The organism is Pseudomonas sp. B21-053 (assembly GCF_026016365.1).
Classification (GTDB): Bacteria; Pseudomonadota; Gammaproteobacteria; order Pseudomonadales; family Pseudomonadaceae; genus Aquipseudomonas; species Aquipseudomonas nunensis.
On record NZ_CP087205.1, the window covers coordinates 2,558,761 to 2,578,986 of the forward strand.

The following is a 20,226-nucleotide window of genomic DNA, read 5'->3' on the forward strand; positions in this document are numbered from 1 at the left end:
AGTGAAGTCATGAGCCAATCAGAGCTGCATGCGACTGCTTTAGCACTGTATCCAGAGGACTACCGCGAGGCGGCTGCGTTGTTGAAACAAGCCGTGCCGCTCATGGTGCGACACAATATTCCGCCGAATCCGGTGCACTACGCGCTCTGGTACACCTACAGCAAAGGCCTGGAGCCGGAGCTCAATCGTCATCTGGATCGGGTGGTCAAAGACTTCGACTATTTCCCTTCGGAGTCTGCATCGAAGTTGTTCCGCGACTTCATCATTCGCGACGAACTGGAAGATGCCCGCGCCGGCCAGCAGCAAGCGATCAACCTGGTTGATGGCATGGAGCGCGACGTCTCCCATAGCGTCAGTGGCAGCCTCAATTTCAAGGCCAGCCTCGGACAATGCCTGGAAATGCTCGAAGAGCCGGACGACAAGCGATTGCCGACCATCCTCATCGAGCTGCAACAGAGCACTCAGGCGATGCACGATCAGCAAGAGCGCTTCCTCGCTCAACTGCATTCGGCGCAGAACGAGATCAAAAGCCTGCGCGATAAACTGCAGCGAGCCCAACTCGACGCAACGCTCGACGGCCTGACCCAAGTGCTCAATCGCAACACCTTTTCCCGCGTGCTGGAGCAAGCGCTGCGCACCGAGGCGCAGGGTGTCGCGCTGGTCATGCTGGATATCGATCACTTCAAGCAATTCAATGATCAGTACGGCCATCCGCTGGGCGACCGCGTGCTTGAACATGTGGGGCAGGTGCTGCGCAACTCACTGCCACCCCAGGCCTTGGCGGCCCGTTATGGCGGCGAAGAGTTTTGCGTGATCTTGCGTGGTTGCGCCGACCTCTCGGCTGTCCGTGACGTTGCCGAGTTGCTGCGCCAGAAGATTCAGGCGCTGCGGATCAAGGCGCGCGGCACCAATGAAGTGTTGGATACGGTGACGGCGTCGTTCGGAGTCGCCCTTGCCAACGCGCACGACACGGTGGAAAGCCTGGTGGTTCGGGCCGATGACGCGCTGTACAAGGCCAAGCGCAATGGGCGTAATCAAGTCGTGTGAGGCCAGCGCTCAGCCCCGTTGCTCAGCCACCAACAGCAACGACTGCGGCACCGGACTTTGTGGGTGCTGCGGTTCTTGCAGGCCAACCAGCCGAAAACCGGCCATGTCCAGTGCATTCAGCCAACTCGACAAGGTGCGGAAATACCACGGCATGGGTTGCCACTGGCCCTTGAACCCGGCGAACGTCTCTTCGCGCCATCCATCTTGATAATCGCCCGCCGCCGCAGTCCACGGATGCAGCGTCTGGATCACCAGCGCGCCACCGGGGGCGAGCAGGGCGTTCATGGCGGCGAGCAACGGGATGATGTCCTGGTGCAACAGTGCGAAGTTGGCGCAGATCAGGTCGTAGTCGCTGCCGATATCAATCTCCGCCTCCACCAACGCTTCATAGCTCGCCACCTGCACCTGCGAAGAACCCGCCGTTCGCGCCGCCTCGACCAGCGTCGCATCGCCATCCACCCCGACCGCCTCAATGGCTCGATCAGCCAATGCACGCAACAGCCAGCCCTCACCGCAACCGAGGTCCAGAACCCGTGCGGGCTGACGACTTAGCACCGCCAGCAGGATCGCCTGGTCGGTGACCTGCAGGCGGCTTTCGATCGTGCCGTTGCGGATGGCATCAATCCACGGTTGGGCGTTGTGGTGCCAACTGTCGAGAAGGGTGGATTCCGGGGCGGGCATGTTGATGTCCAGAGTGGTTGGTTGGATGAAGGATAGGACAAGTTGATGTGCGAGGAAGCAGTGCTCCTGAACAATAACTAGCGAATAAATCGTCGTCCGTCCCATACTTGGCACTAAAGCGCATAAAACTATTGATAAAAGTTGCCATAAGCTTTAAACGGAAAGATCACTGGTACATCGCTAGTGTTCAATAAGAAAGTATCGCCAGTTTTTTAGCCCAGGGAGCGCTAATGAGTTTTCGTCCATTGACCGACTCTGCGCGGCAATCGAACGATTGCGGTGTTACCACCTCTCAACTAAAAGGGAACGTGGATACGCTCGGCATGGCCTACGCTGGCAACGGAGATACCATCGAACATTTGCTGGAATCAGCGCGCAACTGGGCGCATACCACCTCTTGGGTGGTTTATCGCGCCGGTGAGCAAATGCATCTGGTCGGGCAGGGCGACCCGCGGGTGCAGTGGCCGTCAAGCGTTGCGAATGAAGACTTTGAAGCCTTTTGCCAGACCTGGCGCCTGCACCGCTGGCCGACCGGTCGCGGCGAAAGTGTGCTCGGCTGGTTGCTCGCGCCGATTGACGATGCCGAAGAACCGGCGCTCGACGAATTTGCCCAGCGTTTGGGCATTCAGGTCCAGACCGATACCCTGGCCCGCGCGCAGATTACCCAGCGTGTGCTGTATGAAATTACTTACCTGGCCAGTTCGACTCGCGACCGCTCGGTGTTTCTGGTGGGGGTTCACCAACTGCTGGCCAGCCTGATCGACGCCGAGAACTTCTACCTCGCGCTATATGACCCACGCACCGGCAAGATGGACTACCCGTATTACGTCGACATCATCGACGTTGAAGCGCTGGAGTCCGAGAACTATGAATACCTTGACCCTGCGCACCTGTCGCTGACCGCTTATGTGTTGACCACGGGCCAGCCGTTGCTGATCGACTCTGCGGGCATTCTCGCGGCTCAGGCCGAGGGGCGTTTCTACTGCGTGGGCGATCGTCCCGAGTTCTGGATGGGCGCACCCCTGAAGAATGCCTCGGACGACGTGTTTGGCATGCTGGCGATGCAGGTCTACGACGTTTCCCGTGCCTACAGCGCTGAAGACCGCGCGCTGTTCCTGGTGGTGGCCCGGCATGTGGCGATGGCGCTGGACCGGATTCTGCACCGCGCCGATCTGGAAGAGACGGTGATGCGCCGCACCCTGGAGCTTTCGGCACTCAACGACGCCTTGCGCCAGGAAGTGGCCGACCGGGAGCGCGCCGAACATCTGCAGAGCGCGCTGTTCCAGATTGCTGAGCTGTCGAGCCAGCCTGGCGACATGGCCGAGTTGTTTAAAACCTTGCACGGCATCGTCGGCGATCTGTTGTTCGCGCAGAACTTCTACATTGCGCTGTTCGATGACGCGACCGCTGAAGTGACCTTTCCTTATTACGTCGATGAGCGGCAAACGGTTCGCCCGGTAGCACGGCGTGGCAGCCGGGGCTTGACCGAGTACGTGATCCGTCAGCGTCGAGCTTGCCTGATCGATGCCGATGAGGCTGATCGATTGACGGTGGACGCTGAAATAGAACCCGCCGACGTGTATTACCGATCCTATTCCTGGCTGGGTATCCCGTTGTTCGATGGCGATGTGGTGCGCGGCGTGCTGGCGGTGCAAAGCTATACCTCGCAAGTGCGCTACACCCTGCGCGATCAGGAATTGCTGACGTTTGTGTCGCGACACATCGACACCGCCCTGTCGCGCCGCACCGCCGCCGAAGCGATCCACGCCGCCAACCTCAAGCTCGAAGCCCGGGTGCAGAACCGCACCCGCGAACTCGATCACGCCAATGCCAAGTTGCAACACGAGAACTCTCACGATGCGCTGACCGGGCTGCCAAACCGTACCTACCTGCAACAGCGCCTTAATCAGGCCTGGTCGCAGTTCGGCAGCGAGGGCGGACACCTGGCCGTGATGTTCATCGACCTCGACCGTTTCAAAATGGTCAACGACAGCCTCGGCCACCATTTCGGCGACCTGCTATTGATGCAGGCCGCCCAGCGTCTGCGCGGTTGCCTGCGTGACACCGACATGCTGGCGCGGTTGGGAGGCGATGAGTTTTCGGTGCTCGCGCCCGAGGCGCCGCTGGAGGTGGTGATCGAAATCGCCGAACGGATCCTGGTGGCGTTTGACCTGCCGTTTAACATCAATGGCCATCAGGTTTTTTCATCCTGCAGTATCGGCATTGTCAGCGCCGACAGTCAGTTCCATCACGAGCCCGCCGACTTGTTGCGCGACGCCGATGCGGCGATGTACCGGGTCAAGAGTGCCGGGCGCGACAGCTACGCGGTGTTCAACCAGGAAGTGCGCCGCGAGGTCTCGGACCAAGTCGAACGGGAAGGGGCGTTGCGCAACGCGCTCAAACGCACCAACGAACTTCTGCCGTATTTCCAGCCGATTGTCAGCGTTGAAACCGGCGAACTGCTGGCCCTCGAAGCGCTGATCCGCTGGCATCAGCCGGACGGCCGGGTGATCGCGCCGGGCGAGTTTTTGCCGGATGTCGAAGGCTTGCGCCTGATCGGCCGACTGGATTTGTACATGCTGACCAGCATCGCGGTGATCCTCGCCCAACCCGAGCACGCCAATTGGCCGCCAGTGCACGTCAACTGCTCCAGCTACAGCATGACGCGCCCGGACTTCGCCAGTGACGTGCTTGCCTTGCTGGCGCAACACGGGGTCGCGCCGTCGCGGATCTGCCTGGAATTGACCGAGGGTGCGCTGGTCGCCGAGCCGGCGATTGCGCGACTGACCATGCAGCAACTGGCCGACAACGGCATGTCGGTGGTGCTCGATGACTTCGGCGCAGGGTTTTCATCCCTGAGCTACGTGCACCAGTACCGTTTCAGCGGCTTGAAAATCGACAAATCGTTCATCCTCGAACTGACCAGCAGCCCGCGCAGCCGCGCAATCGTCCGGGCGATTGTGCGCATGGCCGAATCACTGGACCTGAGCGTGGTGGCGGAAGGTGTCGAGGATGAAGCGACCCTGGACCTGCTGCGCGAAATGGGCGCGGGGCAGGCCCAGGGTTATTACTTTGCCAAACCGATGGGGTTGAAGGCGTTGTTGGCGAGTGAGCTGATCGGTCGTCAGGGCTGACGACCGATCGCCCCGTCAGTCGATGCGTGGGTGCTGTTGCACCAGGTTTTTGCACCTGGCTTGCGGCGCGGACGACACGGTGGAAAACCTGGTGGTGCGTGCCGATGATGCGGACTATCAAACCAAGCGAAATGGTCGCAACCAAGTCGTGTGATTGCTTCCACATGGCTACTTCGTCCGCAGTAAGGGAACTATTCTAAACAGTAGTGTCAATTTGACATGCGCCTTGCAGCGCGCGTCCTACAGAGCCAGACAGTGCCGGGCTGTTTCCCGGAAAACCAGGGAAGAGAGTGATGAGAATTATTGTTGCGATGCTGTTGATGCTTAGCGGTTATGCCTTTGCCGGCTGCAACAGCCTAAGTGACAGTGATCAGCGTGCTTACTGCGATGCCAGGGCGGATAGAGACAGCAGCAAATGCAATTCGATTTCCAACTCCGACTTGCGCGCCACCTGCAATGCAGAAAGCGGCGGCGGCCGCAGCAATTGCAACAGCATCAGCGACAGTGACCAACGCGCTTACTGCAATGCCAAGGCCGGTGGAGGCAGCAGCAATTGCAACTCGATCTCCGACTCCGCCCTGCGCGCCACCTGCAACGCAGAATCGGGCGGCGGCCGCAGCAATTGCAACAGCATCAGCGACAGTGACCAGCGCGCTTACTGCAATGCCAAGGCAGGCGGAGGCAGAAGCAATTGCAACTCGATCTCCAACAGCGACCAGCGCACTGAATGTGAAGCCATCACGCATTGAGTGAGCAGTTCGTTGTATGAAGCAGGCGTGCGTTCAATTCACCTGGTGTGATTAAACGCGCGCCTACGCCCGCCGCCCCAGCCAACGCACCATTGCCGATAGGACACGTGCGGGTTGACCGGATGTCACTCAATGCGCGGATGCTGTTGCACCAGGTTCTTGCGCTTGGCTTCCAGTTCCGCGATCTGCGCGTCGATGTCTTCGATCTTCTGCTCAATATTGTCTTCATGCTCTTGCAGCAGTTCCTTCGCTTCCTCAAGGTCGGACGCCGCCGGGGCCGCACCGCGCAACGGCTTGTTGGCGGTTTCCTTCATGGTGATGCCAGTCACCAGGCCCACCACGGCGATCACCATCAGGTAATACGCCGGCATGTACAGGTTGTTGGTACTTTCCACCAACCACGCCACCAGGGTCGGGGTCAGGCCTGCGATCAGCACCGAGACGTTGAACGCACTGGCCAGCGCGCTATAGCGGATGTGGGTGGGGAACATCGCCGGCAGGGTCGAAGCCATCACGCCGATGAAGAAATTGAGCACCACGGCAATGATCAGCAGACCGGAGAAAATCAGCCCCAGCTTGCCGCTGTTGATCAGCATGAAGGCCGGAATCGCCAGGCAGAACAGCGCGATGCTGCCAAACAGGATGAAGGGCCGGCGGCCGATCTTGTCGCTGATAAAGCCAATCAAAGGCTGCACGAACAGCATGCCGACCATGATCGCGATGATGATCAGCACGCCGCGATTTTCGCTGTAATGCAGGTTGTGCGAGAGGTAGCTCGGCATGTAGGTGAGCAGCATGTAGTAGGTGACGTTGGTCACGGCCACCACGCCGATGCAGGTCATCAGGCTGCGCCAGTGCTTGGTCGCCACTTCCTTGAACGACACTTTCGGGCCGCGCGCCAGACCTTCACGGTCGCCTTGCTCAAGCTTTTCGACGTGCTGCTGGAACGCCGGGGTCTCTTCGAGTGCGTTACGCAAATAGAGGCCGATCATGCCCAGGGGCAGGGCGAGGAAGAACGGCAAGCGCCAGCCCCACTCCTGGAATTTCTCTTCGCCGATCACCGCAGAAATCATCACCACCAGGCCTGCGCCGAGGACGAAGCCGGCGATCGAGCCGAAGTCCAGCCAGCTCCCGAGAAAACCGCGCTTGCGGTCCGGGGCATATTCGGCGACGAAGATCGAGGCGCCGGTGTATTCGCCGCCGACCGAGAAACCTTGGGCCATCTTGGCCAGCAACAGCAGGATCGGCGCCCAGATGCCAATCGAGGCATAGGAGGGAATCAGTCCGATGGCAAAGGTGCTGAGGGACATGATCACGATGGTGGCCGCGAGGACTTTCTGTCGACCGTATTTGTCGCCCAATGCGCCGAAGAACAGACCGCCCAGGGGACGGATCAGGAACGGCACCGAGAAGGTCGCCAGCGCGGCAATCATCTGCACGCTGGGGGACGCGTCGGGAAAGAACACCTTGCCGAGCACATAGGCGACAAAGCCATAGACGCCGAAGTCGAACCATTCCATGGCATTGCCCAGTGCGGCGGCGGTGATCGCCTTGCGCATCTTGGCGTCGTCGACAATGGTGATGTCTTCCAATCCGATCGGATTGACGGTTTTTTTGCGTGATTTCATCCGAGTTACTCTGTCGCTGATCCATTTCATTGCCATTGTTTTAATGGCACGTACTCTTTGGTTCAGATACATGAGGACACTGAATAATTCACCGCCCAGCGCTTTTTTTATCAGCGCTAGGCGATAGCGGGAGACGCAAGTCGATCGCCATGCAGCGAATCACGCTGCATCGATTGCAGGTTTTTCTCGATGGTTTCGCACAGGGCTTCCATCTGGATCTGGTGCTCGCTGTCGCGAAACGGGCTTTGCAAATCGGTGCCGATGCGTTCGATGGCCAGCAGCATGAAGCCCACCACCGTCGAGGCCAGCGGAGTAAACCAGCCCAGGGACTCGACCAGCCCCACCGGCACAATCAGGCAAAACAGCGAAATAAACAGCCGTGGAAAATACACGTAAGGGTAGGGCAGTGGCGTATTGGCAATCCGCTCCATGCCGCCCTGGCTGTTGGACAGATCAACCAGGGTCGATTCGAGCCGCGCCAGGCGAATACTGTCCAGGCGCCCGGCCTTGTATTCCTGGGCCAGCAACGCCGCCGTTCCGTTGAGAATATCGTTGGAAAAATTATTGGTGGTGCCGCTGCGCGCGAACTCTTCGGCGGGAATAAACGCGCGTATCTCGTCCGGGCACGGCTGACCCCGTAGGTGCGCCGCCAGGCAATTCACATACGCCACGTGGCGCCGCAGCAGGGTGGCCTTCATCGGATTGACCTCGTTACCCCGGTCATCCAGCAACGTCAGGACTTGCCGCGCAAAGCTGCGGGAGTTATTGACCATCGCGCCCCACAACGTGCGCGCTTCCCACCAGCGATTGTAGGCACTGCTGTTGCGAAAACTGATCAGCACCACCAACGCCGAACCCAGCAACGTCAAAGGCATCAGCGGCAAGGTGATCTTGCTGTCGAGAAACAGCATGAAGTCCACGGTGACAGCGATATCCCACAGCAATAACCAGAACAGGGCCCAGCCCACATAGCCCATGGTCTTGATGATCAGGCGGTATTTTTTGATGACAGCGGCTTTCAAGCGGCGACCTCGCAGCGGAGTGTTTGGCATTAACGCTCTAACTCGGACGGTAGTTGCCGGGTAAAGGTTCGGTGGGGGCTGCGATCAATGATCCGAGAGGTGTAATCTTGCGCGTTCGCTTATCAAGATAAGAAAAACAATCAGGAGTCAGTGATGCAACCGATCCGTCTCGGTCTGGTGGGCTACGGCAAGATTGCCCAGGATCAACACGTCCCCGCGATCCACGCCAATCCCGCGTTCCAGTTAGTGTCTGTCGCCACCCAAGGCCAACCGTGCGTCGGGGTTGAGAACTTCAAGTCCCTGGGCGAGCTGTTGGAAAACGGCCCGCCCGTCGATGCGATTGCGTTTTGCACACCGCCGCAAGGACGCTTCGCCCTGGTGCAACAAGCGTTGGCCGCTGGCAAACACGTGCTGGTGGAAAAACCGCCGTGCGCCACTTTGGGCGAAGCGATGGCGCTGGTGAATCAGGTCGCGGAACAAGGCGTCAGCGGGTTGTTCGCCTGGCATTCGCGCTACGCGCCGGGCATCGAAGCCGCTCGCGACTGGCTGGCCACCCGCACCCTGCAAAGCGTGCAGATCGACTGGAAGGAAGACGTGCGCAAATGGCACCCCGGCCAGGCGTGGATCTGGCAACCCGGCGGCCTAGGCGTGTTCGATCCGGGCATCAATGCCTTGTCGATAGTTACTCATCTGCTGCCGTCGCCGCTGTTTGTCGAATCCGCCGAACTGCGCGTCCCCAACAACTGCCAGTCGCCGATTGCTGCGGACATCAAAATGTCCGATGCGCGCCAGCTCGATATCCGCGCGGAGTTCGACTTCGACCATGGCCATGACGAACTCTGGAGCATCGAAATCCGCTGCGCCGAAGGCGTTCTGCGCCTGGACAACGGTGGTGCGCTGTTGAGCATCGACGGCGTGCGCCAAACGGTGTCGGAGGAGGGCGAGTACGCGCCGGTGTATCGGCATTTTCAGCAGTTGATTGGTGACAAGGCCAGTGACCTGGACTTGCAGCCGTTGCGGCTGGTTGCGGATAGTTTTTTTGTGGGGAGTCGGGTGTTGGTTGAGGCGTTCTACGATTAGTAGTGGTTATGGGCAACGAGCGCGTTGGGCTGGTGACGAGGCGCTCAGCCGAACGCGTTGAGAGGCTTGTTTTGTGACTGTGTAGCTGATCGGTCACAAGTTGTCAGTCGTCGACAGGATGAGTAAGCTGTTCCCATGAATCAGCCATCAATATCTTCATCTTCGCCCAGCACCCGTGGCCCAGCCGATCACGACATTCGAGACCAGATTGTCGCGGCGGCCAACGAGCACTTCAGCCAATACGGCTACAGCAAAACCACGGTTTCCGACTTGGCAAAGGCCATCGGGTTTTCCAAGGCTTACATCTACAAATTCTTTGATTCCAAACAAGCAATCGGTGAGGCCATCTGCGCTAATTGCCTGGCAGAAATCGTCGCGGCAGTCGAGCAGGCGATCAATGTCGAAGGCCTGTCGCCGACGGAGCGCTTTCGACGCTTGGTCAAAACAGTTATCGCTACAGGTGTGAATCTGTTCTTCAACGACCGCAAACTCTATGACATAGCAGCGTTCGCGGCGGCGGAAAGCTGGCCCAGTACGCAGGCTTATGACGCACAGATCAAAAGCTTCGTGTCGCAAATCGTTCGGGAGGGGCGAGAGGTTGGCGAATTTGAACGCAAGACTCCGCTAGATGAAACAGTAGAAGCGATACATCTCGCGTTGCGGCCCTTCGTCAATCCCTTGCTGCTGCAATACAACCTCGATTTCGTCGAGGAAGCGCCCATGCTCACCTCCAACCTCATCTTGCGTAGCCTCATGCCTTGACCTTCGGCTAAAGGTTTACGGCATCCCCGGGTAAGCAACAGATCATCAAACGCTTTCACTTGGCCCTTCGTCCATCCGGCGAAGGGCATTTATTTATCTGTATTGTGACCATTGACTGAATTGGTCACATGAATAAGTATGGTGGTCCGTCGCATCTACTGCGTCATCTCAGTGATCCCATAGAGTTCAAACAATGAAAAAAACAGTGCTCAAGAGCCCACTTGGCCTTGCTGTCGTGCTCGCATCCTCAAACGTTCTTGCAAGCGGCTTTGCTCTGAATGAACAGAGCATCAGCGGGATGGGGTCGGGGTTTGCCGGTCGCTCCTCATCCGCTGAAGATGCGAGCACGGTATTCGGTAACCCTGCGGGAATGTCTCGTTTGAAAAGAGAGCAGGTCAGCGTGGGAGCTGCGACGCTTTTTGCCAAGTCCGACATCAGCCACACCCAGAGCACATTCGGCGGCCAGGAAGACGGCGACATGGTGCCAACCACCACCGTGCCGATGGGTTACTACGTCAAACCCATCGATGAGCATTGGGCGTTCGGTGTAGGGTTTTATGTACCTTTTGGTTTGATGACTGACTATGGCAGTGGTTTCGCCGGGCGTTACTACGCCAACAAAAGCGAGGTCACGACCCTTACGTTCCAGCCCACCATCAGCTATGCCTTCAACGACAGAGTTTCGATCGGGTTCGGTCCGACCATCAACCGAATCAGCGGTGAGATATCCGGGATGGTGCCCAATCCACTTAGCCCTGGTCGCAATGACGGAAAACTCAAAAGCACGGGTGACGACACGGCCCTCGGTTTCAACGCCGGTATCCTGGTGCAGGCGACAGACCGAACCCGTTTGGGCATGACCTACCATTCCAAGGTCAGTTATAAATTGGATGCCAAGACCAAGGTCACTGACGGCATCTTCAGCGTGTTGGGGGTCAGTGGCCGCAGTTATGACGCTTCGCTGGATGTGGATACCCCAGAGTCGGTGGATTTCTCGGTGACGCATCAGCTCAACAACGACTGGACCGTCTACTTGGGGAGCACCTGGACTCGCTGGAGTCGCTTCAAAGAGTTAACCATCGAGAACACCGGTTTACCCCCTGTGTTGAGCGGCGCGTTGGGCACCATTACCGAAGAGCAGAATTGGCACGATACGTGGGCTCACGCTATCGGGGCGGCGTATCAACTGAACAACCAATGGGTGCTTCGCGCAGGCTTTTCAGTTGACCAGTCGCCCACCAACAACACCAATCGGGGACCACGTATTCCCACGGGCGACCGCAAGGTTGTCAGCTTCGGTGCTGGCTGGACGCCGGTGGACAATGTCACGATTGATGTCGCCTATTCCTACCTGTGGGAGGAGAGCGTTCAGATCAACGATACTTCGGCGACCAGAGGTGCATACAGTGCCAAATATAAAAACAGTGCGAGCGGGCTTGGGACTTCTGTGAGTTACCGCTTCTAATTGAATGCTGTTGCACGATAGACGTCTGGTCGGGAGCGCACGTTGCCTCCCGACCTTTTAGAGCATGGTTAGGGCCTTTCCCCCTCAAGCTTCATCGACTCGTCACTGCGACATCCCAAGGTTGCCAGCCACCACCGAGTGACTTGAATGCTGCTACCGCCGCTCGCGCAGATTCCGTTCGTGCTTGCGCTCGAGCATCGGAAGCTTGCAGCAGCGTCTCGTCAGCGTGCAGGACATCGATCAGGCTGGCCGTGCCTTTCTCATAGGCGATGAACGACGATTGTCGAGCCTGTGTCAGGGACGCCTCTCCCCCGGCGAGGGTGGTTGCTTGAGATTCGCGATTCACCAGTGCAGAGAGTGCGTTCTCGACATCCTCGGTAGCGCGCAGAACAGATTGACGGTAAGCGGCCAGGGTTTCGGCTTCCTGTCCCTTGGCTTGGTCGATCTGGGCGTTTATGCGACCGAAGTCGAAGAGCCTCCAGCGCAGTCCCAGTACGCCCGCCGATTGGCTGGCGCCGCCGGTAAAAAGATTGCCTGCGGATACAGCGGTGGCACTGCCCAGCAATGCGCTAAGGGAGAACTTCGGGTAGTACTCGGCAATCGCCTCCCCGATGCGTGCGTTTGAGGCCGCAAGACGGCGCTCAGCCACCATCAGGTCCGGTCTGCGGCGCAGCAAATCAGCCGGCGTTCCCATCGCCTTCAACGGCGGCGCCACAGGGATGCTCGCCGCCGTTGTCAGTTGCGTGCGGTGGGTGCCTGGTGGCGTGCCGAGCATGACATCCAGTGCATTCATCGCCGCATCCAGACCGGTCTGCAGGGCCGGTACTGTTGCTTGGACCTGCGCCAAGGTCCCCTCGGTCTGACGAACCTGATAGTTGGCGGCGAGCCCCTTGCTGTAGAGCAATTGGACTTTCTCCAGTAGCTCCTGCTGCGTTTTGACTTGTCGATTCGCTATGTCCAGCCGAGCCTGCAATCCGCGGACAGTGATGTAGATATCGGCGGTCTGCGCTGCGACGGCCAATCGTGTCGCCGCGACGCCCGCCCGGGATGCCTGATACTCGGCCAGAGCGGCCTCGCGTCCACGTCGCAGGCCGCCAAAGACATCAACCTCCCAGCTGGCATCGAGGTTGACCTCATAGGAACTTCCGTACCGATCATAGCCAGGTGTTGAATTCAACACCTGACCGAGTGGCGTCTCGATTGACTGGTAGGCGCGCGCAGCCTGGCCGCTGATATTCCCCGAGGGCAGTAACGCGGCATTGGTAGCGCCGAGTCCGGCCCGCGCCTGAGTAACTCGCGCCGACGCCTGCGCCAGGTCCAGATTCTGCTCAAGTGCCTTGGAGATGAAGTCGGTCAGCACGGGATCACCAAAGCCTTCCCACCAGGCGACGAGGCTGGTCGACGTCGCGCCAGGCCGATGTTCGACAGAAGGCTGGCCCAAGTAACGATCCGACAGCGGAGCGTCTGGACGATGGTAATCCGGACCGACCGCGCAACCTGCCATCAAGCCGGCGCTGACCAAAAGAGCAATTGGACGGAGGGGAGGCATTGAGATTCCTTCAGTAAGAGAATATTTGTGACTATATTACTAATAGGTCACTTCCTGTCAATTGACGTGATTTTAGCTTTAACCAAATATTTTAAGTGCTTTATGAGGTTTCAATATCGCGGTAGAGGCTGTTCGCTTCACGATTCGTGACCGTTGACACAAATAGTCACTAGGCTGAGAATATGACGCTCGTCCTATTTTTAAGTAAGGGAACCTATGCGCAGGCTTCGACCTATCCCCATTGCCGCTTGCTTGTTGCCTCTCGTCCTGACGGCGTGTGGCGACTCATCCACCGTTGAAGATCCGCGCACGCATGCGCCTCTGGTCAGGTCCGCAGCGGTTCAGGGTTCCTCCGACGCGTCACGTTCTTTCACGGGAGTCGTGGCTGCTCGCGTCCAGGGCGACCTGGGTTTTCGGGTGTCAGGCAAGGTGCTTGAGCGTCTGGTTGATACCGGTCAAACCGTTAAACGTGGTCAGCCACTGATGTGCCTCGACCCCATTGACCTGGGGTTGCAGGCGCGTGCACAGCAAGAGTCGGTCATAGCCGCTCGGGCCCGAGCCAAGCAGACAGTCGATGACGAGGCCCGATATCGCAACCTGGTCGCCGCAGGCGCTATTTCTGCATCGGCCTACGACCAGATCAAAGCCGCAGCGGATACCGCGAAGGCGCAGCTCAGCGCCGCTGAAGCGCAGGCTGACGTAGCCCGCAATGCTTCTGGTTACGCGGTGTTGTTTGCCGATACCGACGGCGTTGTGGTGGAGACGCTTGCCGAACCGGGGCAAGTCGTCAGCCCTGGGCAGCCCGTGGTCCGACTGGCGCGGGCAGGTCAGCGCGAAGCGATCGTGCACCTGCCCGAGACGTTGCGTCCCGCAGCAGGATCCACCGCACAGGCGACGCTTTATGGCAATACCACGGGCGCAGTTACAGCGAAGCTGAGGCTGCTGTCCGACTCGGCCGACCGTATGACGCGCACTTTTGAGGCGCGGTATGTGCTTGAGGGTGCGTTGGCCAATGCACCGATAGGTTCGACGGTCACGCTTCGGATCGCTGAAGGCGCCGCGCAGGGGAATTCGATGCAAGTGCCGATTGCTGCCGTTTATGACCCAGGCAAAGGCACTGGCGTGTGGGTCATCGTCGGCACACCGGCGAAGGTGGCCTGGCGACCTGTTCAAGTCTTGGGCTTGAGCGACGACTCGGCGCGAGTCGCAGGCGATCTCAAGGTCGGCGAGCAGATCGTGGCGTTAGGTGCGCACCTGTTGCGCGAGGGTGAAGAGGTGAGACTGCCCCAACAGGATGACGCCAAAGTTGCCGGGGGTCGTCCATGAGCGAAGGTCGCTTCAATCTTTCTGCGATCGCCGTTCGTGAACGCTCCATCACGGTGTTTCTGATTTTCCTGATTGCCGTCGCGGGCATCTTGTCGTTCTTTCAACTGGGCCGTGCGGAAGATCCTCCGTTTACGGTCAAGCAGTTAACAGTCATTACTGCCTGGCCGGGCGCCACGGCGCAGGAGATGCAGGATCAGGTAGCAGAGCCACTCGAAAAACGCCTGCAAGAACTGAAGTGGTACGACCGCTCGGAAACCTACACCCGTCCCGGCCTCGCCTTCACGATGGTGTCACTGCTCGATAGCACGCCGCCCTCGCAAGTGCAGGAGGAGTTCTATCAGGCGCGTAAAAAGCTCGACGATGAGGCCCGCAAACTGCCAGCGGGAGTCATCGGGCCAATGGTCAACGACGAGTTTTCGGACGTGACCTTTGCGCTGTTTGCCCTGAAAGCCAAAGGCGAGCCGCAGCGACTGTTGGTGCGTGATGCGGAGTCGTTGCGCCAACAACTGTTACATGTGCCAGGCGTAAAGAAGGTCAACATTATCGGGGAGCAGCCCGAACGTATCTTTGTTTCCTTTTCGCATGATCGGCTGGCCACCTTGGGCATTTCTCCACAGGACATCTTTGCCGCGCTGAACAATCAAAACGTGCTCACGCCCGCCGGTTCCATCGAAACCAATGGGCCTCAGGTCTTCCTGCGGCTGGATGGTGCGTTCGATAAGGTGCAGAAGATTCGTGACACGCCCATTTCCGTTCAGGGGCGCACGCTCAAACTCTCTGACGTGGCGACGATCGAACGTGGTTATGAAGATCCCGCAACCTTTCTTGTGCGCAATAACGGTGAAGAGGCCTTGTTGCTGGGGATCGTGATGCGCGAGGGCTGGAACGGTCTTGACCTCGGCAAGGCGCTGGACGCGGAGACGGTCAAGATAAATCAAGGCATGCCGTTGGGCATGACACTCTCCAAGGTCACCGATCAATCGGTGAATATCAGTTCGGCCGTCGGCGAGTTCATGGTCAAATTCTTCGTCGCGCTGCTGGTGGTGATGCTTGTGTGCTTTCTCAGCATGGGCTGGCGTGTCGGCGTAGTGGTCGCTGCGGCTGTGCCGTTGACGTTGGCAGTGGTGTTTGTGGTGATGGCGGCCACGGGAAAGAACTTTGACCGTATTACCCTCGGCTCGTTGATTCTGGCGCTCGGACTGCTGGTGGACGACGCCATCATTGCTATCGAAATGATGGTGGTGAAAATGGAGGAGGGCTACGACCGCATCAAAGCCTCCGCGTACGCCTGGAGTCATACCGCCGCGCCGATGCTCTCCGGTACGCTGGTGACCGCTATCGGCTTCATGCCCAACGGCTTCGCGCAGTCGACCGCCGGCGAGTACACCAGCAACATGTTCTGGATCGTGGGCATCGCCCTGATTGCATCCTGGGTGGTTGCGGTCGCTTTTACCCCGTACCTGGGCGTGAAGATGTTGCCGGACATCAAGAAGGTCGAGGGTGGTCACGCGGCTATTTACAACACGCCTCACTACAACCATTTCCGGCGGATTTTGACGCGGGTCATCGCTCGCAAATGGCTGGTGGCTGGCACTGTTATCGCTTCGTTTGTCGTGGCGATCCTCGGCATGAGCCTGGTCAAGAAGCAGTTCTTCCCGACCTCGGACCGTCCAGAGGTTTTGATTGAAGTGCAAATGCCTTATGGCACCTCCATTGAGCAGACCAGCGCCACCACTGCCAAGATAGAGGCCTGGCTGCAACAGCAGGCTGAGGCAAAAATCGTCACCGCCTATATCGGGCAAGGCGCGCCGCGTTTCTATCTGGCGATGGCGCCGGAACTCCCTGATCCGTCTTTCGCCAAGATTGTGGTGCTGACGGACAGCCAGGAGGCGCGTGAGGCCCTCAAGTTTCGTATCCGCGAGGCTGCTGCGCAGGGACTTGCCCCGGAAGCGCGGGTCAGGGTGACTCAGCTCGTGTTTGGTCCGTATTCGCCATTCCCTGTTGCCTATCGGGTAATGGGGCCGGATCCGTCAACGTTGCGCGAGATTGCGGGCCAGGTACAGGACGTGTTGCAGTCGAGCCCGATGATGAGAACCGTCAACACCGATTGGGGACCGCTGACGCCGACGCTGCATTTCGCGTTGGATCAGGATCGCCTGGAGGCGGTGGGGTTGACGTCAAATTCAGTCGCGCAGCAATTGCAGTTCCTGCTGGCTGGCGTACCGATCACTGCGGTGCGTGAGGACATTCGCTCGGTCCAGATGATGGGGCGCGCAGCGGGTGATATCCGGCTCGACCCCGCCAAGATAGAAGGCTTTACGCTGATCGGTACGGCGGGTCAGCGGATTCCTTTGTCTCAGGTGGGCGCGGTCGATGTGCGCATGGAAGATCCGATCCTCCGTCGTCGTGACCGTACACCGACCATCACCGTGCGCGGTGACATTGCCGAAGGTTTGCAGCCACCGGACGTCTCGAGTGTGATCATGAAAGAGTTGCAGCCGGTCATCGACAAGCTGCCTGGCGGCTACCGGATTGAGCAGGCGGGTGCAATCGAGGAGTCGGGCAAGGCCGGTAAAGCGATGTTGCCGTTATTCCCGATCATGATTGCCATGACGCTGCTGGTCATCATCCTGCAGGTTCGTTCGATCTCGGCAATGATCATGGTGTTCCTCACTTCACCTCTGGGGTTGATTGGCGTGGTGCCGACACTGCTGATCTTCCAGCAGCCGTTTGGTATTAACGCGCTGGTTGGTCTAATCGCTCTTTCGGGCATTTTGATGCGCAATACGCTGATTCTGATTGGGCAAATCCATCAGAACGCGCAAGAAGGACTGGACCCGTTTCACGCAGTGGTCGAAGCCACGGTACAACGTGCCCGCCCGGTACTGTTGACAGCACTCGCCGCGATCCTGGCGTTCATTCCGCTGACACACTCGGTCTTCTGGGGGACGCTGGCCTACACCCTTATCGGAGGCACGTTCGTTGGCACCATCATGACGCTGGTGTTCCTGCCGGCGATGTACTCCATCTGGTTCAAGATCCGTCCTGACGATAAGGGGCACTGAAACAGCAAATCCGACGTAGCGCGCGAGGCTGGATGAGAGGACGCCAACCGTTCTCTCACCGTTCAAAGCAAAAAGGGGCAGATCTATTTCCTTCGAAAATAAATCTGTCCCCTTATCTTCAGCCGCGAATAAACGCCAGCAGATCGGCGTTGATCTGATCCGCGTTGGTCGTCGGCATCCCGTGCGGGAAGCCCGGGTAAGTCTTCAGCGTTGGATGCTTCAGCAGTTTGGCCGACAGCGGCGCCGAGTCGGCGAACGGTACGATTTGATCATCCTCACCATGCATGACTAACGTCGGCACCTGAATTGCTTTCAGGTCTTCGGTGAAGTCGGTCTCGGAAAACGCCTTGATGCAATCGTAATGCGCTTTCGCGCCGCCCATCATGCCTTGCCGCCACCAGTTATCGATGACGCCTTGCGAGACCTTGGCGCCAGGCCGATTGAACCCATAGAAAGGCCCCGCCGGCACGTCCACGTAAAACTGCGCGCGACTGGCGACCAATGCCGCGCGGAACCCGTCGAACACTTCCAGGGGTAACCCGCCGGGGTTCTTTTCCGACTTGACCATGATCGGCGGAACCGCGCTGATCAGCACAGCCTTGGCCACCCGTCCCGGTTTGGCCCGGGCTGCGTAGCGTGCGACTTCACCACCCCCGGTCGAGTGACCGACATGGATCGCACCCTTGAGGTCGAGCGCATCGGTCAGCTCGATGACGTCGGCGGTGTAGGTGTCCATCTCGTTGCCTTCCCAGGTTTGGGTCGAGCGTCCATGCCCGCGACGGTCGTGCGCGATCACCCGGAAGCCTTTGAGCAGGAAGAACATCATCTGGTTGTCCCAGTCGTCCGCGCTCAATGGCCAGCCGTGGTGAAACACAATGGGCGTCGCGTCTTTCGGTCCCCAGTCCTTGTAGAAAATCTGCGTGCCGTCTTTGGTCGTAATTGAGTTCATGGCGTGTGTCCCCTCGCGTTTTGGTGGGTGTGGGGCGTGCAAAAGGCAGTGAGCCCGCAGTCGTGCGCCAAGGGGCACGCGCGGGCTTGGTCAGTGTAGAAGACGGACGGGGAAGGGGGCTTTGAAGCGATGGGTGGGGCAGGGCGCGTTTACCGCGTTGTTCATTCCCCGTTCTCAGGAAAGATGCACCCGCCATTGCGGACCAGCGCTTTCACTTCCTCGCTCGCCTGCATGGGGTTTTGGCTCAATCGAGCAATCAAATCCTCGTGATGCCGCACGTACGACTTCGAATCATGCTTCGCGCTCCACAGCACGATGCTGATCACAACAGGAATGAGGTCCAGGCCCTTCTCGGTCAGCGTGTAGAAATCCTTGCGCTTGTCGTTGGGGTTGGGCGCCTTCGAGAGAACGCCTTGCTCCTCCAGAAAGGCAAGTCGGGAAGCCAGAACATTGGTCGCGATTCCCTCTTCCGATTTCAGGAAATCGCCATAGGTTTTCTTTCCAACAAAAACGATGTCGCGAATGATCAAGAGTGACCAACGGTCGCCGAAGATCTCCACGCCGTAGTTCACCGCGCAATGGGATCGAATGTCTTCTTTAAGAGTTTTCTTCATGGCGGGATCTTAGCATCGCTTGCATGCTGCAAGTAAAATTCGACTGATTGCTTGCTTTTTGCAAGTGAAGCGACCAGCATGGTTTTACATTCTCAATCGACGTCAGCCACTTCCGCTGAGCGTTCCCGCATCACTCTTTCTCGCATCACATCCCGCCCATGGAGCCTTAACATGCACGTTTTAGTCACTGGCGGAACCGGCCATATCGGTTCGTACATCATCCCCGACCTTATCGCCGCCGGCCACGAAGTCACCGGCCTGGCTCGGTCCGACGAGTCCGCGGCGGCGCTGTCCGCACTCGGCGCCAAGGTGCGTCGCGGGGATATTTCCGACCTCGACGTGCTTAAGTCGGCAGCATCGGAATCAGACGGCGTGATCCACGTCGCGCACCGGCAAGACCTGCTTCCCTCCGGCGGCATTGACGCCGTGGCGGTTGCGGAGCGCCAGATCATGCTCGCGTACGGCGAGGCACTGGCCGGCACCGGAAAGCCGCTGGTTGTATCCGGGAGCATTGGCTCGCCCGGTTGGGAAAACCTCGGCCGGCCAGCCACCGAGGAGGATCCGGCCCTTCCCGGCGGCGACCAGTACAAAGGCACCTTGCGGGTGCGTAACGTCGTGGAAACCACCGTGATCGGCCTCGCGGAGCGGGGCGTGCGGTCGTCGGTCGTGCGGATTCCTCCGATCGCGCACAGCACGACCGATGCCGGCTTCCTCACGCTGCTGATTGGGCTCGCGAAGGAGAAGGGCGTCATCGGCTACCCCGCAGATGGCGCGAACCTGTGGCCCGCCGTGCACGCCCGCGATCTCGCCTCGTTGTTCCGCCTCGCGCTGGAGAAAGGTCCCGCTGGCAAATCCTGGCACGGGATTGAAGGCGAGGGCATCCGCTTCCGCGAGATCGCCGAGGCCATTGGCAGCCGTCTGGGCATGCCGGCCGTGAGCATTCCCGCGGACGTACTGATGCTGCCGGGGTACTTCGGGTTCCTCGCGAATATGGTCACGCTGGACCTGCCGGCTTCAAACCTCATCACCCGCCAGACCCTCGGATGGAAGCCTGCCCAGCCCGGCCTGCTAGAGGACCTGGACAACGGTCATTACTTCCCTGCCGACTGATTTGAGTCGAGCAGGCAACCGGGTCGCCACTGGCCCGGCGTACAA

15 protein-coding genes are annotated in these 20,226 nt (G+C 59.1%); 9 read left to right on the forward strand and 6 right to left on the reverse strand.

Going from position 1 to position 20,226, the window contains the following annotated elements; genetic code table 11:
* Positions 1-9: 9 nt before the first annotated feature.
* Positions 10-1,047: a GGDEF domain-containing protein gene (locus LOY68_RS11905; protein ID WP_163909502.1), complete on the forward strand. Its 1,038-nt coding sequence runs from the start codon at positions 10-12 to the stop codon at positions 1,045-1,047.
* Positions 1,048-1,056: 9 nt separating this feature from the next.
* Here the strand turns inward: LOY68_RS11905 and LOY68_RS11910 are convergent, their stop codons facing one another.
* Positions 1,057-1,728 (reverse strand): class I SAM-dependent methyltransferase, encoded by a 672-nt coding sequence (locus LOY68_RS11910; RefSeq protein ID WP_265044787.1) that lies wholly within the window; start codon positions 1,726-1,728, stop codon positions 1,057-1,059.
* Between the two features lie 230 nt (positions 1,729-1,958).
* Here LOY68_RS11910 and LOY68_RS11915 point away from each other — a divergent pair, with 230 nt between their 5' ends.
* Together LOY68_RS11915 and LOY68_RS11920 are read left to right on the forward strand one after the other, a co-directional pair.
* Complete coding sequence (locus LOY68_RS11915) at positions 1,959-4,862, forward strand: EAL domain-containing protein (RefSeq protein ID WP_265044788.1); 2,904 nt, start codon at positions 1,959-1,961, stop codon at positions 4,860-4,862.
* A gap of 293 nt (positions 4,863-5,155) precedes the next feature.
* Entirely contained in the window at positions 5,156-5,611 is a 456-nt protein-coding gene (locus LOY68_RS11920; RefSeq protein ID WP_163909505.1) for a hypothetical protein, read from the forward strand.
* Positions 5,612-5,736: 125 nt separating this feature from the next.
* Here the strand turns inward: LOY68_RS11920 and proP are convergent, their stop codons facing one another.
* Positions 5,737-7,239: a glycine betaine/L-proline transporter ProP gene (gene proP, locus LOY68_RS11925; protein ID WP_163909506.1), complete on the reverse strand. Its 1,503-nt coding sequence runs from the start codon at positions 7,237-7,239 to the stop codon at positions 5,737-5,739.
* Between the two features lie 116 nt (positions 7,240-7,355).
* Positions 7,356-8,261 carry a bestrophin family protein gene (locus LOY68_RS11930; RefSeq protein WP_163910419.1) on the reverse strand — a complete coding sequence of 302 codons (906 nt, stop codon included), beginning with the start codon at positions 8,259-8,261 and terminating at the stop codon, positions 7,356-7,358.
* A 153-nt stretch (positions 8,262-8,414) separates the two neighbouring features.
* Between LOY68_RS11930 and LOY68_RS11935 the strand changes: the two genes are divergently transcribed.
* The 3 genes from LOY68_RS11935 to LOY68_RS11945 all read left to right on the forward strand — a co-directional run bounded on the left by LOY68_RS11935 (position 8,415) and on the right by LOY68_RS11945 (position 11,568).
* Positions 8,415-9,341 carry a Gfo/Idh/MocA family protein gene (locus LOY68_RS11935; protein ID WP_265044789.1) on the forward strand — a complete coding sequence of 309 codons (927 nt, stop codon included), beginning with the start codon at positions 8,415-8,417 and terminating at the stop codon, positions 9,339-9,341.
* 135 nt (positions 9,342-9,476) lie between these two features.
* Positions 9,477-10,103: a TetR/AcrR family transcriptional regulator gene (locus LOY68_RS11940; RefSeq protein ID WP_163909508.1), complete on the forward strand. Its 627-nt coding sequence runs from the start codon at positions 9,477-9,479 to the stop codon at positions 10,101-10,103.
* 193 nt (positions 10,104-10,296) lie between these two features.
* Positions 10,297-11,568, forward strand: a complete 1,272-nt coding sequence (locus LOY68_RS11945; protein WP_265044790.1) for an OmpP1/FadL family transporter — start codon at positions 10,297-10,299, stop codon at positions 11,566-11,568.
* Positions 11,569-11,659: 91 nt separating this feature from the next.
* On the opposite strand, the gene LOY68_RS11950 is transcribed toward LOY68_RS11945, so the two are convergent.
* Positions 11,660-13,117: an efflux transporter outer membrane subunit gene (locus LOY68_RS11950; RefSeq protein WP_265044791.1), complete on the reverse strand. Its 1,458-nt coding sequence runs from the start codon at positions 13,115-13,117 to the stop codon at positions 11,660-11,662.
* A gap of 216 nt (positions 13,118-13,333) precedes the next feature.
* Between LOY68_RS11950 and LOY68_RS11955 the strand changes: the two genes are divergently transcribed.
* Both LOY68_RS11955 and LOY68_RS11960 read left to right on the forward strand, forming a co-directional pair.
* Positions 13,334-14,443 carry an efflux RND transporter periplasmic adaptor subunit gene (locus LOY68_RS11955; protein WP_265044792.1) on the forward strand — a complete coding sequence of 370 codons (1,110 nt, stop codon included), beginning with the start codon at positions 13,334-13,336 and terminating at the stop codon, positions 14,441-14,443.
* Positions 14,440-17,508 (forward strand): efflux RND transporter permease subunit, encoded by a 3,069-nt coding sequence (locus LOY68_RS11960; protein WP_265044793.1) that lies wholly within the window; start codon positions 14,440-14,442, stop codon positions 17,506-17,508. The genes LOY68_RS11955 and LOY68_RS11960 overlap by 4 nt, the downstream gene beginning before the upstream one ends.
* A gap of 118 nt (positions 17,509-17,626) precedes the next feature.
* Here the strand turns inward: LOY68_RS11960 and LOY68_RS11965 are convergent, their stop codons facing one another.
* Positions 17,627-18,457, reverse strand: a complete 831-nt coding sequence (locus LOY68_RS11965) for an alpha/beta fold hydrolase (RefSeq protein ID WP_054615301.1) — start codon at positions 18,455-18,457, stop codon at positions 17,627-17,629.
* 161 nt (positions 18,458-18,618) lie between these two features.
* Positions 18,619-19,071, reverse strand: a complete 453-nt coding sequence (locus LOY68_RS11970) for a winged helix-turn-helix transcriptional regulator (protein WP_265044794.1) — start codon at positions 19,069-19,071, stop codon at positions 18,619-18,621.
* 171 nt (positions 19,072-19,242) lie between these two features.
* Here LOY68_RS11970 and LOY68_RS11975 point away from each other — a divergent pair, with 171 nt between their 5' ends.
* Positions 19,243-20,181, forward strand: coding sequence for an SDR family oxidoreductase (locus LOY68_RS11975; protein ID WP_265044795.1), 939 nt, complete (start codon positions 19,243-19,245; stop codon positions 20,179-20,181).
* Positions 20,182-20,226 lie beyond the last annotated feature (45 nt).